We start from the raw sequence: 14,504 nt of genomic DNA, 5'->3' as shown, positions 1-14,504 counted from the left end.
TCGGCGCGTTGTTCGCCGCGGTAGCGGACTACCGGCGCCCGAGCCGGCCCGATCGACGGTGCACGCCGTAAGTGGCAATACCCGCGCCGAGCACCGCGAGTCCGGCCAGGACCGAGCTGACGGGCAAGGCGAACGCGACAACGATGCAGCCCACCGAGCCGATGATCGGGATCAGGCGCGGGGGACGGCCCTCGGCGGGGGACAGGGTCCAGGCCGCGGCGTTGGCCACGGCGTAGTAGACCAGGACCGCGAACGAGGAAAACCCGATGGCACCGCGGATATCGGTGGTGGCGGCCAGCACGGCAACCACCAGGCCGACCGCGATCTCGGCGCGATGCGGCACCCCGAACCGGGGATGCACCGCGGTCAGATACCCGGGCAGATACCGGTCGCGGGCCATCGCCAGGGTGGTACGCGACACCCCCAGGATCAGGGCCAGCAGGGACCCGGTCGCCGCGAGAATCGCTCCGATCTGGACCATCACGGTCAGTTTGGCCGCCCCGGCGACCCTCACCACCTGCACCAAGGGCGCCGATGCTCCGGCAAGACCTTCTGCGCCAAGCACATTCAGTGCCGCTACCGCCACCAGGGCGTACACCACCAGGGTGATGGCCAACGCGGCCGGGATCGCCCGCGGAATGGTGCGGGCGGGGTCGCGTACCTCCTCACCCAGCGTGGCGATCCGGGCGTAGCCGGCGAACGCGAAGAACAGCAGACCCGCCGCCTGCAACACCCCTGGCACCGACACTGACGAGTGGCCGAACCGAGCGGTTTCAACGCCCTGGGAGCCCAGGGCGGTCACCACAACCGCTGCCAATACCGCCAGCACCACTACCACGATCAGCCGGGTCAGCCACGCCGATTTCTGCACCCCCAGCACGTTGATTGCGGTCAGCCCCAGCACCACCGCCACCGCGATCGCGTGCGCGTGCGCGGGCCATGCGTAGAAACCCACGGTCAGTGCCATCGCCGCGCACGATGCGGTCTTGCCGACGATGAAGCCCCACCCGGCCAGATAGCCGAAGAACGGTCCGAGCCGTTCGCGCCCGTATACGTAGGTACCGCCGGAGGCGGGATACTGTGCCGCGAGCCGCGCCGAGGAAACCGCGTTGCAGTAGGCGATGACCGCCGCCACGATCAACCCGATCAGCATCGCCGCACCGGCCGCTGCGGCCGCCGGCGCCAATGCCACGAAAATGCCGGCACCAAGCATCGAGCCCAGCCCGATCGTCACCGCGTCGAACATGCCCAGCTGCCGGCGCAGCGCACCGGACGTCGGCTGCGGATCAGGGGTCGTGTGACCGTCCATCAGCTCAAGGTCTAGCTGATCGTGTGGCCGACCAGCTGGCCGATCAGGTACGTGGTGCCCAGCGCGAGCGCCCCGCCGGTGGTATTGCGGACCAAGGCGTTTCGGACGTTTGCGCCCCCCAAGCGTGCCGAGACCACACCGGTGAGCATCAGTGCCAGCAGCACGACCAGGACGGTCAACGGGACTCGCCATGTGGTCGGCGGCAGCAGGATCGCGACCATCGGCAACAGCGCTCCCGCCGTGAACGCGAGGGCTGACGCCGCCGCGGCCAGCCACGGGTTGGTCAAATCGTCCGGGTCGATGCCCAATTCAGCCTCGGCGTGCGCAGCGAACGCATTGTGGTGGGTCAGCTCTTCGGCCACCAACCTGGCCGTCGCCGCCGACAATCCCTTGGCCGCATATAAGTCGGCAAGTTCCTCGAGTTCGGCCGCCGGGTCTTGTTGCAGTTCGCGGCGCTCCTTATGCAGCACAGCCTGTTCGGTGTCACGTTGCGTACTCACCGACACGTACTCACCGAGGGCCATCGACACGGCGCCGGCGGCCACGCCGGCGATACCGGCGGTGAAGATCGGACCCCGTTGCGCGGTGGCGGCGGCGACGCCGACCACGATCCCCGCGATCGAGACGATGCCGTCGTTGGCCCCCAACACCCCGGCGCGCAACCAATTGAGTTTCGACGCCAGCGAGCCGTTATGGGGCTCGGCCGAGTGCGGTGAACGCATGCGCATGCGCGACACCGTAGCGCCCACCCTGTCCTCGTGACCAGCGATTACTCGCAGGTGGTTGCAGCGACGCTACCGGGGCGCGAGGTAGCCGACCGGGCCGGCCGCGATACACACCGACAGCGCTGCGGTGTCGGCGCGCGCGGACACGTTGTATCCGGCGCCCGGCAGCCGCACAAAGACACGGTTGAGCCCCGGCCGGACCCGCACCCGCACCTCGGGGCCGTCCGACAGTGACAGGGTCATCGCACCGTCGACGTTGGCCAGGTAGTTGATCTCGGCGGTCCAGTCCGCGGGCAGCAGTGGGCCGTCCAGCGCCAGGGTCGCCGGCCGGTCCGGCTGGATCAGATAGCCGCAGTGGGGCACCGGGCCGGGAACTAGAGAGCGGACCCAGGTCACTTGGGCGTCGGCCACCGTCCCCGTGTTGGTCAGCATCCGCAACTGCGTCGTCGCCGAGGCGAATTCGGGGCGGTCCCGCAGTAGGGCGAACATGTGGCTGGCCAGGTTCTCCGGGTAGACGACCCGCTGCAGCACCAGCGGGTCGACCTCTTGGTCCAGCATCGGCGCGTCGGAGGCGGCATGTGCCGCGGCCAGACCGTTGCGGGCATTCTGCAGGTACCCGCGAGCCGGATCGTCCCGCCAGCAGGTCAAGAACGTGCCCGTCGAATACAGGCTGCTCGCGGTGAACGCGGCGGCCAGGCCGGTCACCGCCACGGTGCGCAGCGGTGAGGTGTCCAGCCGGCGCGACGAGGCGCGGTTCGGGGCGCACAACCCGACCGCGCCCAGGATCGCCAGCACCACGACGAGATCGGCCAGGTAGCGCAGGGTTTGCGCCAGCTCCAGCGCAGTGAACGCCGAGGAGCGCATCAGATAGATCGGTACCTGGCAGGCCGCCGCGTACCCGGCTGCGGCAAGCCATACCGGCACCAGCCGGTGTTTGCGCGCCAGCGACACCGCCACCAGCGCGGCCAGCACCAGCCACCCCAGCGTCATCACCACCGGCCCCGGCAGCGCCCACGGCGAGGCCGGCGCCCAGCGCGCCCAGGTCCACGGGCCACCGGCCAGGCTCGGGACGATGCCGTGGGTGATCGAGCGCAGCAGCAGGTCGCGGGTCATATCGAGGTCGAAACTCCACCGCTTCTGATTCACCACTACCAGGTAGACCCCGATCCACCCCGCGGTCACCGCCAGCATCGCCGTCCACATGCGGGACCCGGCCCGCCACGCCCCGACAATCGCGCCGGCCAGCGGCTTACCGGACACATAGCCCAGCAGTGCCGTCACCGCGAAGGCTACGAACGGGATCACCGCGGACTTCTCGAAGAACACCAACCCGCCCAGGTAGGCCAGGGTGGCGGTGCACGCGTAGCGCCGATTCCCGGTGCGCGCCAACAGGATCGCGTCCGCGCACACCCAGGACAGTGCGGCGCACAGCGGTAGATAGTTCAGCGCCGCCGCCCACCAGGCGAAGGCCGGCAGGCCCAGCGGAGTCCACAACGCGAAGGTCAGCGGTATCAGCAGCACCGGCCGCCAGCCCAGAATCACCCACAGCACGCGCAGCAACGCGCACGACGACAGCAGCTGCAGCACCACCAGGCTGATCGCCGGCGCGGCCCACTGCAGCGGCCACAGCTTGGCCAGTGCCCCGGCCACCAGGAACGCGCCCGGCATCACATGACCGTCGTGGTCGTCGAACAGGTACGCCGGCGACAACAGCGGGTGGGTTCCGGCCCGGCCGACCAGGATCAGGTCGTCCCAGTAGAAGTAACCCCCGAAAGCCACGACCGCCCGAACGACCAGCTGGGCGGCGACCAATCCCACCGCCGCCCAGCAGACCCAAGGCAGGGCAGTGAAACGCGTGCGCATCAGTCTTTCTTACCTGTCGGTATGGTGGGCCGGTGCGAGCACTGGTCACCGGAGCAGCCGGGTTCATCGGATCGACGTTGGTCGACCGCCTGCGGGCGGACGGGCACCAGGTAGTCGGGCTGGACAATTTCGCCACCGGGCGTGCCGGCAACATCGAGCACCTGGCCGAGGACGCCGACTTCAGCTTCGTCGAGGCCGACATCGTCTCCGCGGACCTGAACGCGATCCTGGCGCAGCACCAGCCCGAGGTGGTCTTTCACCTGGCCGCCCAGATCGACGTGCGTCATTCGGTGGCCGACCCGGTCTTCGACGGCTCGGTCAACGTCATCGGGACGATCCGGCTCGCCGAAGCCGCGCGGACGGCGGGCGTGCGCAAGGTCGTGCACACCTCGTCGGGCGGCTCGATCTACGGCACCCCACCGTGCTACCCGACCGGGGAAGACGTCCCGACCGACCCCGCTTCGCCCTACGCCGCCGGCAAGGTCGCCGGTGAGATCTACCTCAACACCTTTGGCCACCTCTACGGGCTGCAGTGCTCCCACATCGCACCGGCGAATGTCTATGGCCCCCGCCAGGACCCGCACGGCGAGGCCGGGGTGGTGGCGATCTTCGCCCAGGCGCTGCTGGAGGGCAGGCCCACCAAGGTGTTCGGGGACGGATCGAACACCCGCGACTACGTGTTCGTCGATGACGTGGTGGACGCTTTCGTGCGGGCGTCGGGCGAGGCCGGTGACCGGCAGCGGTTCAACGTCGGCACCGGGGTGGAAACCTCCGACCGGCAGCTGCATTCCGCGGTGGCCGCGGCCGTCGGTGGACCCGACGACCCGGAGTTCCACCCGCCGCGCCTCGGTGACCTGAAGCGGTCCTGTTTGGACATCTCGCGGGCCGCGGAGGTGCTGGGCTGGCGCCCTCAGGTCGCGCTCGCCGATGGCGTGACACGCACCGTGGAGTACTTCCGGCAGATGAAGTCCATCTGAACCTTTGTGGCATACTGGCCGGTCGGAGGGGAGTATTCCCCAATTCGCAGTGTCGTCATCACGTCGCCTGTCATCGGGTGACCGGGGCTGTGGGCCGGACAACCGGCGGAAGAGACCTCCAGCGCTGCTATGACGCTGGAGGCCAGCCATGGATGTTTTCGCAATCGGCCGTTTTGGTCTGGACGCCATCGGCGCCGCCGCATCCTCCGTTTTGGGGGCCAGCGTTGACCTCGCCGCCATCCCACTGCGCGAAGGCGCCAAGATCCTGGCCGGTGAGCGTTCCGATCTGACCAGCCGACGAAGCTGGCGCGGCGCCGGGCGGGCCTGGATCGAAGTGCACGGGCTCGACGACTCCGACGGCGTGGACATCGGTGCCGAGGTTCTGGCAGCCCTGCGGGCCGAGCCCGGCGTCACCTCGGTGCGGCTGAACCGCCCGCTGTCCCGGGTAGTCGTCGAGATCGGTGACCACGTTGCGCTGGCGGACCTGTGCGCCGCGGTGGAAGCGGCCGAGAAAAGCATCGAACTTTCCCCGACCGACACCGCGGCATTGCCGGGCGATGGACTGCTGCTGGCCACCAAGGGCGCGATGGTGGGGGCCAACGCGGTAGGGCTGGCGATCGCGACCGTGGGCAGCGCGATGCGCTGGCCGGCCGCGCCCAAGATCTTCGACGCCGCGGCGTCGGTGGCCCGCTACCAGCCGCTGGTCCGCAACGCGCTGGCGAGCCGGATCGGTCCGGCCAAGACCGACCGGGTGCTTTCCCTGGTCTCGCTCGGGTCGCACGTCATCACCCTGTCCCCGGCGATCCTGGCGGTGGATCTGATGGTGGAGGGCCTCAAAGCCTCCGAGACGCGCGCCGGGGCGCTGGCCTGGAATCGCTACGAGCCGGAGCTGGCCCGGTACGCCGACCACCCGGACGTGCACACCACTGCGCGGCCTGTCCCGCGGCCGGACGGTCTGGCTGAGCGCTACCTGAAGCGCACCGCGGTGGCGCAGGTAGTCGCGGCCGGGGCGGTGGGCGCACTGACCCGCAACCTGGACGTGACGTCGAGCGCGATCCTGGCGACCTCGCCGAAAGCGGTGCGCACCAGTTGCGAATCGTTCGCCGCGACTCTGGGACAGGGCCTGGCCGACGCGCACGGAGTGCTGCCGCTGCAGCCAGACAGCCTGCGCCGCCTCGACAAGATCGACACCGTGGTCATCGACCCGCGGACGCTGACCGGTGAACAACGCAGGGTGGTACAGATCCGCGGTGCCAGCGAGCACGAGCTGCCGAAGGCCTGGAACAGCGCGCAGAGCCTGCTCGACAAGCCCGGATTGCGTCCGGGCTGGCACCGGGTTCCGGGCATGACAGTCCGCGGCTCGACCCGCACGCAGCCGGTGGACGCGCTGATCCTGCCCGCGCATCACGCGCTGGCCTCGGCGGTGGTCCTCGAAGCACGTGCCTCCGGCGCTGAGCTGGTCACGGTGGACACCGAGATCCTCAGCGAGCTGCGCCCCGGTTTCGACGACATCCGGCCGGTCTCGGGTGAGGATATCGACGCCGCGCTGGCCGCGGCGGTGGCCGACCTGCAGCAGGCCGGCCGTACCGTCGCGGTGTTGTCCACCTCGGCAGCGCAGGCGCTGGCGTCGGCGGATCTGGCGCTGGGTGTGATGCCGACGAGCGAGCATGCCGACACCCCACCACCTTTTTATGCCGATCTGCTGCTGGCCGACCTTGCCGGCGCATGGCAGGTGCTGCGCGCGCTGCCGGCTGCCCGGACGGCCACCGAGCGTGGGGTTGCGATCTCGATCGGGGCGTCGTCGATCGCCGGGCTGCTTTTGGTTCGCGGGGTTCGGGCGACGATCCCCGGTGTCGGGGCGGGGCAGAGCCGCGGTCCGGGGCCGGTGACCGTCGGTGCGGGCGCCGGAATGCTGTCGGGGTATCTGCTGGCCCGCCGGGTGTTGCGTGCGCAGGCACCGAAGCCGGCACCGGCCTACGAATGGCACGCCATGACGGTCGAGCAGGCGCGCGAGCTGTTGACGCCGGAGGCCATGCTGCCGTTGGCCGAACGCGCGCCGGTCGACGCGGAATCCCAGGGCATGTTCTGGCCGTACTTCCACGCCGTGCGTGAGGAGTTGTCCGACCCGATGACGCCGATCTTGGCGCTGTGCTCGGCGGCGACGGCCATGCTGGGTTCGCCGATCGACGCCGTGATGGTGGGCACGGTGCTCACCGGTAACGCCATGTTGGCCGCTTACCAGCGGTTGCGGGCAGAGAGCCGGCTGAACACCCTGCTGGCACAGCAGGCTCCGCCGGCCCGGGTCGTGTTGATGGGGGGCGATGGCACGCCGGCCTACCACGAGATCCCCGCCGAACAACTGCTGCCCGGTGACCTGATCGAGGTGCGCAGCAACGAGGTGGTGCCCGCCGACGCCCGGACGATCGAGGTGTATGACGTCGAGGTCGACGAGTCCTCGCTGACCGGCGAATCGCTGTCGGTCGGCAAACAGCTGGACCCGACGCCCGGCGCTGAACTGGCCGAGCGCAGCTCCATGCTCTACGCGGGCACTACGGTGATCGCCGGTAAGGCGCTGGCGATGGTGACCGCCGTGGGCGCCGACACTCAGGCCCGTCGGGCCTCCGAACTGGCCTCTGGCGAGCTGCCCGAGGTCGGGTTGCAGCACCATCTGTCTCAGTTGATGTACCGGACTTTCCCGTACAGTGCCGCCGGCGGTGTGGCGGTCGGTGCGCTCGGTCTGCTGCGTCAGGGCGGGCTGCGGGTTGCGCTCGGCAACGCGATCGCGGTCGCGATCGCAGCCGTCCCGGAGGGCATGCCGCTGATGGCTACCTTGGCCCAGCACGCGTCGTCGCAGCGGTTGACGAAAACCGGTGCGCTGGTGCGGATTCCGCGGTCGGTGGAGGCGCTCGGCCGGGTCGACGTGGTCTGCTTCGATAAGACCGGAACGCTGTCTGAGAACCGGCTGCGGGTCACCACGGTGCGCCCGCTTGCGGGATATTCCGACGACGACGTCCTCGGCACGGCCGCGCAGGCGGCTCCGGCTCCCGACGGTGCGGCGCATGCGCACGCCACCGACCAGGCCATCGTCGAGGGCGCGGCATCCGCAGCCGGTGCCCGGCCGTGGATCGAACCGGACGCGCACCTGCCGTTCCGCTCCGGCCGGGCCTTCTCGGCGTCGGTGCTGGGATCGGAGCTGCTGGTCAAGGGGGCACCGGAAGTCGTGTTGGAGGCCTGCAAGAACGCCGGCGCCAAGGCCGAGCAGCAGGTGGCCGCGATGGCGGCCCAGGGGCTGCGGGTGATCGCGGTCGCGCACGGCAAACTGACCGCCGCGCAGGTGCGGGCCGTGCAGGACGATTCCGACCGGCTCCTGGAGGTCAGCGCCTCCGGCCTGACGCTGATCGGGTTCCTCGGCTTGGCCGACACACCCCGGGCCGACGCTCCGCAACTGCTGGCCGATCTGGCCGCCCGCGGCGTCGACATCCGGATGATCACCGGTGATCACCCGATCACGGCCACCGCGATCGCCGCCGAGATGGGCGTGACGGTCCGCCCCGAGGAGGTCATCACCGGCTCGGAGTGGAATGCCTTGAACCGCAAGGAACAAGAGCAGGTGGTCTGCGAACGGGTGATCTTCGCCCGGATGTCGCCGGAGAACAAGGTGCAGATCGTGCAGACCCTGGAGCGCGCCGGCCGAGTGTCGGCGATGGTGGGCGACGGCGCCAACGACGCCGCCGCGATCCGCGCCGCCACGGTGGGGCTGGGTGTCGTCGCACACGGCAGCGACTCGGCACACGCCACCGCCGACGTGGTGCTGACCGACGGGAAGATCGGTGCGCTGGTCGACGCTATCGACGAGGGCCGGCGCCTGTGGCGGGGTGTGCAACTTGCCATCTCCGGGCTGCTGGGTGGCAATGCCGGGGAGGTGATGTTCTCGGTGATCGGTACCGCGGTCACCGGCAATTCGCCGCTGAACACTCGCCAGCTGCTGTTGATGAACACCCTGACCGACGCGCTGCCGGCCACCGCTGTGGCGGTGAGTACGCCGGCCGGCCCAATCGGTGACGCGGTGCCCGGACTCGAAGAGCGGAAGCTATGGCGCGCAGTGGCGTTCCGGGGCGGGGTGACCGGCGCGGCAGGCACCGCCGCCTGGGCGATGGCATCCGTGACCGGTACACCGCAGCGCGCCTCGACGGTGGCGCTGATCTCGCTGGTGACCACCGAGCTCGGTCAGACCGTGGTCGACTCGCGGGCGCCGATGGTGCTGGCCACCGCGGCCGGATCGTTCGCGCTGTTCGCGGCGATCGTCTCCACGCCCGGGGTCAGCCAGCTGTTGGGTTGCACGCCGGTCGGCCCGATCGGCTGGGCCCAGGGCCTCGGCACGGCCGCGGCGGCCACCGCCGCGGTTGCCGTGGCGAGCCGGTTCTCGACTCCCGCCAAGGAGATCGCCGCTCCCGCCAGGGAGACCGAGGCCCCCATCAAGGCGGTGTCGGCGGTTCCGGCGAAGAAGGCTCCAGCGAAGAAGGCCCCGGCGAAAAAGGCTCCGGCCAAGAAAGCCCCGGTGAAAAAGGCTCCGGCCAAGAAGGCCCCGGCGAAGAAAGCACCGGTGGCCAAGGAAACGCCGGTGGAGAAGGCCCCGGCCAGAAAGCCGGCCAGAAAGTCCGCCGCGAAGAAGTCGTCCGCGAAGCTGGAACTGGTGCGCTGAGCCTGTCCCGTTACGCCGGCTGTCGCACTCTCACCTGCGGCTGTGGTCGCTTGGCCGCGGGAGGTCGCACCTGCAGCAGACCGGCGCGCCAGAGCACTGCGTAGAGCTCGACCGCCGGCACGGTCAGGAGTGCCGCTGTCGCGTCGGCCAGGGGTTCTGCCAGGACTTCGGTCGTCCTCATACCTGCAACGGTGCGGGCTGGAATCGGCCGTGCGGCAAACCCGCTGTTACCGCTGAGACAATTGTTGCCGAATTACTGTGTTTCAGGCGGTTCGGGCAGCCCGGGCGGCTGGGCTTGGGTAAGCGCTATGACCCTGGCCAGCCGGGCATAGCGCAGCTCCAGATCGCGGAATCGCATATAAGTGCTCAGCGTGGTGAACGCGAACACCATGATCAGCACGTAGAGCATCAGATCGGTGCCGCGGCGCACCCCGAGCCAGTTGGCTAACACGGTGGTGTCGTCGGGACGCAGCACCGCATAGATGCCGGCCACCACGAACACCAGGTAGCCGACTTTCACCCAGGCTCGCGACTGAGCGGACCGGCGCGACAGCAGCAGGTAAACCAGCAGCATCAGCACCGCCGCGATCAGCAGGACCTTGATCCAATTCATCGCAAGATCCTGTTCATCGCGACATCCTCTTGCGCAGCAGCCCGTCGAACAGGATGTTGACGCCGTTGAGTAGTGGCTGCCCCTTCGACTTCGAGTAGTCGGTGTAGAGCACCTCGACCGGCACTTCGCCCACCCGCCAACGGTTCTCGGCAATCAGGGCGATGAACTCACCGGCGTGGCTCATCCCGTTCATGGTGAGGTCGAGACCATCGGCCACGCGCCGGTTGAACACCCGCAGCCCGTTGTGGGCGTCGGAGAGCCCCAGTCGGCGAATCCGCGGGTTGAGCAACACCGCGGCCCGCAGTACCGCTCGTTTGAGCGGCGGTACCGTCGCGGCTGCGTCGGGTGCGGCGAACCGGGTGCCGATCACGATGTCGAGGTCGGCGGTGTCGAGGTGGTCGATCATGCGTACCAGGTCGGCCACCCGGTGCTGACCGTCGGCGTCGAAGGTGGCGAACAGTCGGGCGCCGGGTTGCCGGCGGGCGAACTCGACCCCGGTCTGGATGGCCGCGCCCTGACCGAGGTTGACCGGATGGCGCACCACGTAGGCGCCCGCGCGACGCGCCGTGACGGCGGTGTCGTCAGCGCTTCCGTCGTCTACGCAGACCACGTAGTCGAAATTCGCACGGATGCCGGCGATCACGTCACCGATGACGGTCGCTTCGTTGAACGCCGGGACGATGATCCAGACATCGGGGTAGCGGGTATCGATGGTTTAGAAAATACACGCCTGCCCGACTTACGAATCGGTGCGCAACGCGGCCAGATGCACGGTGATTCCCACCAGGGGACCGCACAACAGGGCCACCACGGTTCTGGTCGGCAGGTCCAATGGCAGCAGCAGGAGCAAGGTCGAGGCCACTGTGGCGCCCACCCAGCCCAGCGCGTAGGCGCGATGCAGTGCCGCGGCCACCGTCGCCGCCCCGGTCAGCGTCAGCAGCGCGATCGCGGTGGCTGCCGTGGTCAATCCCGCTAGCAGCAGCCCGTCCGCACGGTAATCCGCGCCGAACACGGTGCGCAGCAGCCAGGGACCGAGCAGGCCCGCGGCCACCGCGCCCACCGCACCCAGTGCGGCAACGGCCGCCGCCGGGGTGCGCAGTGCCGCCAGCCGGCGGCCCCGCTGGTCGACGAAGTGCGCGATCAGGTTGCCCTGCATGGCGGTCAGCGGCACCAGCAGCGGAGCCCGGGTCACCGTGACCGCCAGGATCACCACACCGCCCGCAGCACCCAATTCGCCGTAGGTGGCCTGCAGCAGCACCGGAAAGCCCATCACCAGGACCGCGCTGGCCCCGGCTGCGGTGATCGAATGCGCGGCACCGCGCAGGAATCCCGCCGTGTTCACCGGAGTCAGCAGTCGCGCTGCGGAGCGGGTTGCGGGTGAGGCGGCCAGCAGCAGCAGCCAGGCCAGCGCGCCGGCCACGGTGGCCCACAGGAACCCGACCAGGCCCCAGCCGACGACGAACGTCGCGGTGGCCACCGCCACCCGGACGCTCGCATCGGTCACCATCAGCGCGCCGTACTGTGTCCAGCGGTTGGCGCCGGCCAGCATGCCGAGCAGGGTGGCGTGGATCGCGAAGTTGGCCAGCCCGAAGCAGAGCAACACCACCGACAGCCAGCGCGCCTCGACGAACACGTGGCCGCTCCACAGTGGGGAACTGGCGGCCACCACCCCGGCCGCCGCCAGCCCAGTCAGACCGGCCACCCGCAGGGGGCGGGTGTGCGGGGTGGATGCGGGGTGTGTCCCCGCGTCCCGGGCGAACCGGACTTCCCGGGTGGTCTCCTGCAACAGACCGTTGGCGGCGCCGTTGACCAGCCCGAACGCGCCCCAGAACACGCCGAACACCGAGAAGCCCGCCGGGTCGAGGTCGCGCGCTGCCAGATACAGCACGGCGTAGCCGCACAGGGCGCTGAGCAGGGTTGCGGTGCCGACCCGGGCCATGCTGGCTCGGGCGACGGGACCGGTCGCCAGCCCACGGGGGAACCCGGAGGATCCGGTACCACCGACATCGGTCACCACGGCGCAAATAATAAGCGGGTCGCGGGGTACGGTCGGTCAGCCCGCTGAACTGACTCGACCACCGGAGGACCCCGTTGGACCCGTCGCTGTTGGAATGGCTGGTGACATTCGCGGGCGTGGGAGCGGTGCTCGGTTTCGATCTGTTCCTGGTGGCCCGCCGCGTACACGAGCCGTCGATACGCGAAGTCGCGATCCGGCTGTCGTGCTACATCGGGCTGGCGGTGGCTTTCGGCATCTGGGTGTGGCATTTTCACGGCGCGAAGTACGGCATGCAGTTCTACGCGGGCTGGCTGACCGAGTACAGCTTGTCGGTGGACAACCTGTTCGTGTTCGTGATCATCATGAACAGCTTCAACGTGCCCAAGAAGTATCGCCAGGAGGCGCTGTTCGTCGGCATCATCCTGGCGCTGTCGTTCCGGGCGGTATTCATCGCGCTGGGCGGGGTCGCCGTGCAGCGGTTGTCGTGGACGTTCTATGTCTTCGGCGCATTCATGGCCTACACCGCCATCAAACTGCTGCGTCATTCCGACCCCACCGGCGACGGGGAGGGCGAGGGCGGCAACAACGCCGTGGTGCGGTTTGCGCGAACCCATTTCAACGCCACCGATCGCTGGGCCGGCGTGCGGTTCTTCGTCCGGGACAACGCCGGAGCGTGGGCCATCACCCCAATGTTTCTGGTCGCACTCGCGCTGGGTACCACCGATCTGGTGTTCGCGATGGACTCCATTCCGGCCATTTACGGGCTGACTCGCCAGCCGTACCTGGTGTTCACCGCCAACGTGTTTGCCCTGATGGGACTGCGGCAGCTGTTCTTCCTGCTCGGCAAGCTGCTGAGCCGGCTGGTGTACCTGTCGCAGGGACTGGCGCTGATCCTGGGCTTCATCGGGGTGCGCATGGTGTTGCACGCCCTGCGCGCCAACGAGGTGTGGTTCATCAATTCCGGCCGTCCGCTCAATGTCCCGGAGATCCCGACCCCGGTCAGTCTGGGGGTCGTCGTGGCGGTGTTGCTGCTGACGACGGGGGCCAGTTTGTACCGGACCCGCGGAGCTACCTCAGTGGAGTGAGAAGACCGGAATCGACGGTGCCGCGATCCGCAGTTCGTCGTCGCTGGAATCCGGTGTCAGCTCCGCCACGTAGCCTTTGACCTGCCAATACCATCGCTTCAGATAGCGGCGCAGCACCTCCGGCTTGTCGTCGTCGGCCACTTCGGTGACCTGGGCCGGCGTCGGACGCCGCCGCGGCCCGATCTGGATTTCGCCGGCGGCTCGCACATTGCGAACCCACTCGGTGTTGCCGCGCGGCGACACCAGGTAGTCCACTCCGTCGACGGTCAGCAGATTGACCACGACACCACGACGCTTGCCGCTCTTGCGGCCGCGCACGGACAGGGCGCGGGTGCCAGCGATGCTGATCCCTGTTTCGGCCAGCTTGCGGATCACCGTACTGGCGATGCGGGCGGCTGCATTGGGTCGGTCGTATCCGGCGGTCATGGGTGTTCCCCTTGCTCGCGATATCGAGAGCGGCGCTCTCGTTTTTCTGATCGTGGCACATCGTAGGGGGCAAATCAAGAGCACTGCTCTCATATCTGTCACACTAGTGCCGTGGGAAAACGGCAGGAGTCGCGGGAACGCATCGAGGCGCAGGTCATCGAGGTCGGACGGCGTCATCTGCGCACCCACGGGGCGGCGGGGCTGTCGCTGCGAGCAGTCGCCCGCGAGGTGGGCATGGTGTCTTCGGCGATCTACCGGTATGTGGGCAGCCGTGACGAGCTGATCACCCTGCTGCTGGTCGACGCCTACAACGATCTGGCCGATTCCGTGGGCCGGGTCCGGGCATCGGCGTCGTGGCGCGAGGACATCGTCACCATCGCCCACGCGGTGCGGGACTGGGCGCTAGCTCATCCGGCCGGGTGGGCGCTGCTGTACGGCAGCCCGGTGCCCGGCTATCACGCGCCGGCTGAGCAGACCGTGGCGCCGGGCACCCGGGTTGTCGGCGCGTTCTTCGAAGCGATCGCTGCGGGCATCGCGGCCGGCGAGATCACGTCCGGGAAAAACGATGCAGCGCAACCGTTATCGTCAGACTTCGAGCGGCTCCGCCAGGAGTTCGGCTTCCCCGGCGACGATGCCGTCGTCGTCAAATGCTTCCTGCTGTGGGCCGCCCTGGTGGGCGCGGTCAGCCTGGAGGTGTTCGGCGGCTACGGCGCGGACACCCTGTCGGCACCGCGGGCGGTGTTCGACGCCCAGCTCGCGCTGCTGCTGGGGATGCTGACCCAGCCGCCGGATTGACGCGGCGGTCCCA

At 69.1% G+C, this 14,504-nt stretch carries 12 protein-coding genes; 4 read left to right on the top strand and 8 right to left on the bottom strand.

The window, feature by feature from the left end; genetic code table 11:
• Positions 1-28 precede the first annotated feature (28 nt).
• From N416_RS0108660 to N416_RS0108650, 3 genes are all read right to left on the bottom strand, one after another.
• Positions 29-1,309, bottom strand: coding sequence for an APC family permease (locus tag N416_RS0108660; RefSeq protein WP_036457569.1), 1,281 nt, complete (start codon positions 1,307-1,309; stop codon positions 29-31).
• A gap of 11 nt (positions 1,310-1,320) precedes the next feature.
• Complete coding sequence (locus N416_RS0108655; RefSeq protein ID WP_024441717.1) at positions 1,321-2,031, bottom strand: VIT family protein; 711 nt, start codon at positions 2,029-2,031, stop codon at positions 1,321-1,323.
• A 72-nt stretch (positions 2,032-2,103) separates the two neighbouring features.
• On the bottom strand, positions 2,104-3,897 hold the full coding sequence (locus N416_RS0108650; RefSeq protein ID WP_036457568.1) for a hypothetical protein: 1,794 nt from the start codon (positions 3,895-3,897) through the stop codon (positions 2,104-2,106).
• Positions 3,898-3,929: 32 nt separating this feature from the next.
• Here N416_RS0108650 and N416_RS0108645 point away from each other — a divergent pair, with 32 nt between their 5' ends.
• Positions 3,930-4,874: an NAD-dependent epimerase/dehydratase family protein gene (locus N416_RS0108645; RefSeq protein ID WP_024441715.1), complete on the top strand. Its 945-nt coding sequence runs from the start codon at positions 3,930-3,932 to the stop codon at positions 4,872-4,874.
• Between the two features lie 148 nt (positions 4,875-5,022).
• Positions 5,023-9,576 carry a cation-translocating P-type ATPase gene (locus N416_RS0108640; protein ID WP_024441714.1) on the top strand — a complete coding sequence of 1,518 codons (4,554 nt, stop codon included), beginning with the start codon at positions 5,023-5,025 and terminating at the stop codon, positions 9,574-9,576.
• A gap of 10 nt (positions 9,577-9,586) precedes the next feature.
• Here the strand turns inward: N416_RS0108640 and N416_RS23500 are convergent, their stop codons facing one another.
• From N416_RS23500 to N416_RS0108620, 4 genes are all read right to left on the bottom strand, one after another.
• Positions 9,587-9,757 (bottom strand): Rv1535 domain-containing protein, encoded by a 171-nt coding sequence (locus N416_RS23500; RefSeq protein ID WP_164517918.1) that lies wholly within the window; start codon positions 9,755-9,757, stop codon positions 9,587-9,589.
• A gap of 72 nt (positions 9,758-9,829) precedes the next feature.
• On the bottom strand, positions 9,830-10,189 hold the full coding sequence (locus N416_RS0108630) for a DUF2304 domain-containing protein (protein WP_024441713.1): 360 nt from the start codon (positions 10,187-10,189) through the stop codon (positions 9,830-9,832).
• 13 nt (positions 10,190-10,202) lie between these two features.
• Entirely contained in the window at positions 10,203-10,901 is a 699-nt protein-coding gene (locus N416_RS0108625; RefSeq protein ID WP_024441712.1) for a glycosyltransferase family 2 protein, read from the bottom strand.
• Between the two features lie 27 nt (positions 10,902-10,928).
• Entirely contained in the window at positions 10,929-12,128 is a 1,200-nt protein-coding gene (locus tag N416_RS0108620; RefSeq protein ID WP_051190222.1) for a hypothetical protein, read from the bottom strand.
• Positions 12,129-12,280: 152 nt separating this feature from the next.
• On the opposite strand from N416_RS0108620, the gene N416_RS0108615 reads away from it, so the two are divergent.
• Positions 12,281-13,270, top strand: coding sequence for a TerC/Alx family metal homeostasis membrane protein (locus tag N416_RS0108615; protein ID WP_024441710.1), 990 nt, complete (start codon positions 12,281-12,283; stop codon positions 13,268-13,270).
• Here the strand turns inward: N416_RS0108615 and N416_RS0108610 are convergent.
• Entirely contained in the window at positions 13,259-13,696 is a 438-nt protein-coding gene (locus tag N416_RS0108610; protein WP_024441709.1) for a nitroreductase/quinone reductase family protein, read from the bottom strand. The two genes, N416_RS0108615 and N416_RS0108610, sit on opposite strands and share 12 nt — an antisense overlap.
• A gap of 111 nt (positions 13,697-13,807) precedes the next feature.
• Here N416_RS0108610 and N416_RS0108605 point away from each other — a divergent pair, with 111 nt between their 5' ends.
• Positions 13,808-14,491 carry a TetR/AcrR family transcriptional regulator gene (locus tag N416_RS0108605; protein WP_024441708.1) on the top strand — a complete coding sequence of 228 codons (684 nt, stop codon included), beginning with the start codon at positions 13,808-13,810 and terminating at the stop codon, positions 14,489-14,491.
• Positions 14,492-14,504: the final 13 nt, after the last annotated feature.

Source organism: Mycobacterium sp. UM_WGJ (assembly GCF_000455125.1).
Lineage (GTDB): Bacteria > Actinomycetota > Actinomycetes > Mycobacteriales > Mycobacteriaceae > Mycobacterium.
The sequence above is the reverse complement of the archived record's forward strand: the minus strand, read 5'-3'. Positions and strand labels throughout refer to the sequence as shown.

Excerpts from the sequence above, each read along its gene's own strand:
- N416_RS0108660 (WP_036457569.1), bottom strand. The coding sequence starts at position 1,309 with ATGGACGGTCACACGACCCCTGATCCGCAGCCGACGTCCGGTGCGCTG.
- N416_RS0108655 (WP_024441717.1), bottom strand. The coding sequence starts at position 2,031 with ATGCGTTCACCGCACTCGGCCGAGCCCCATAACGGCTCGCTGGCGTCG.
- N416_RS0108650 (WP_036457568.1), bottom strand. The coding sequence starts at position 3,897 with ATGCGCACGCGTTTCACTGCCCTGCCTTGGGTCTGCTGGGCGGCGGTG.
- N416_RS0108640 (WP_024441714.1), top strand. The coding sequence starts at position 5,023 with ATGGATGTTTTCGCAATCGGCCGTTTTGGTCTGGACGCCATCGGCGCC.
- N416_RS23500 (WP_164517918.1), bottom strand. The coding sequence starts at position 9,757 with ATGAGGACGACCGAAGTCCTGGCAGAACCCCTGGCCGACGCGACAGCG.
- N416_RS0108630 (WP_024441713.1), bottom strand. The coding sequence starts at position 10,189 with ATGAATTGGATCAAGGTCCTGCTGATCGCGGCGGTGCTGATGCTGCTG.
- N416_RS0108620 (WP_051190222.1), bottom strand. The coding sequence starts at position 12,128 with ATGGCCCGGGTCGGCACCGCAACCCTGCTCAGCGCCCTGTGCGGCTAC.
- N416_RS0108610 (WP_024441709.1), bottom strand. The coding sequence starts at position 13,696 with ATGACCGCCGGATACGACCGACCCAATGCAGCCGCCCGCATCGCCAGT.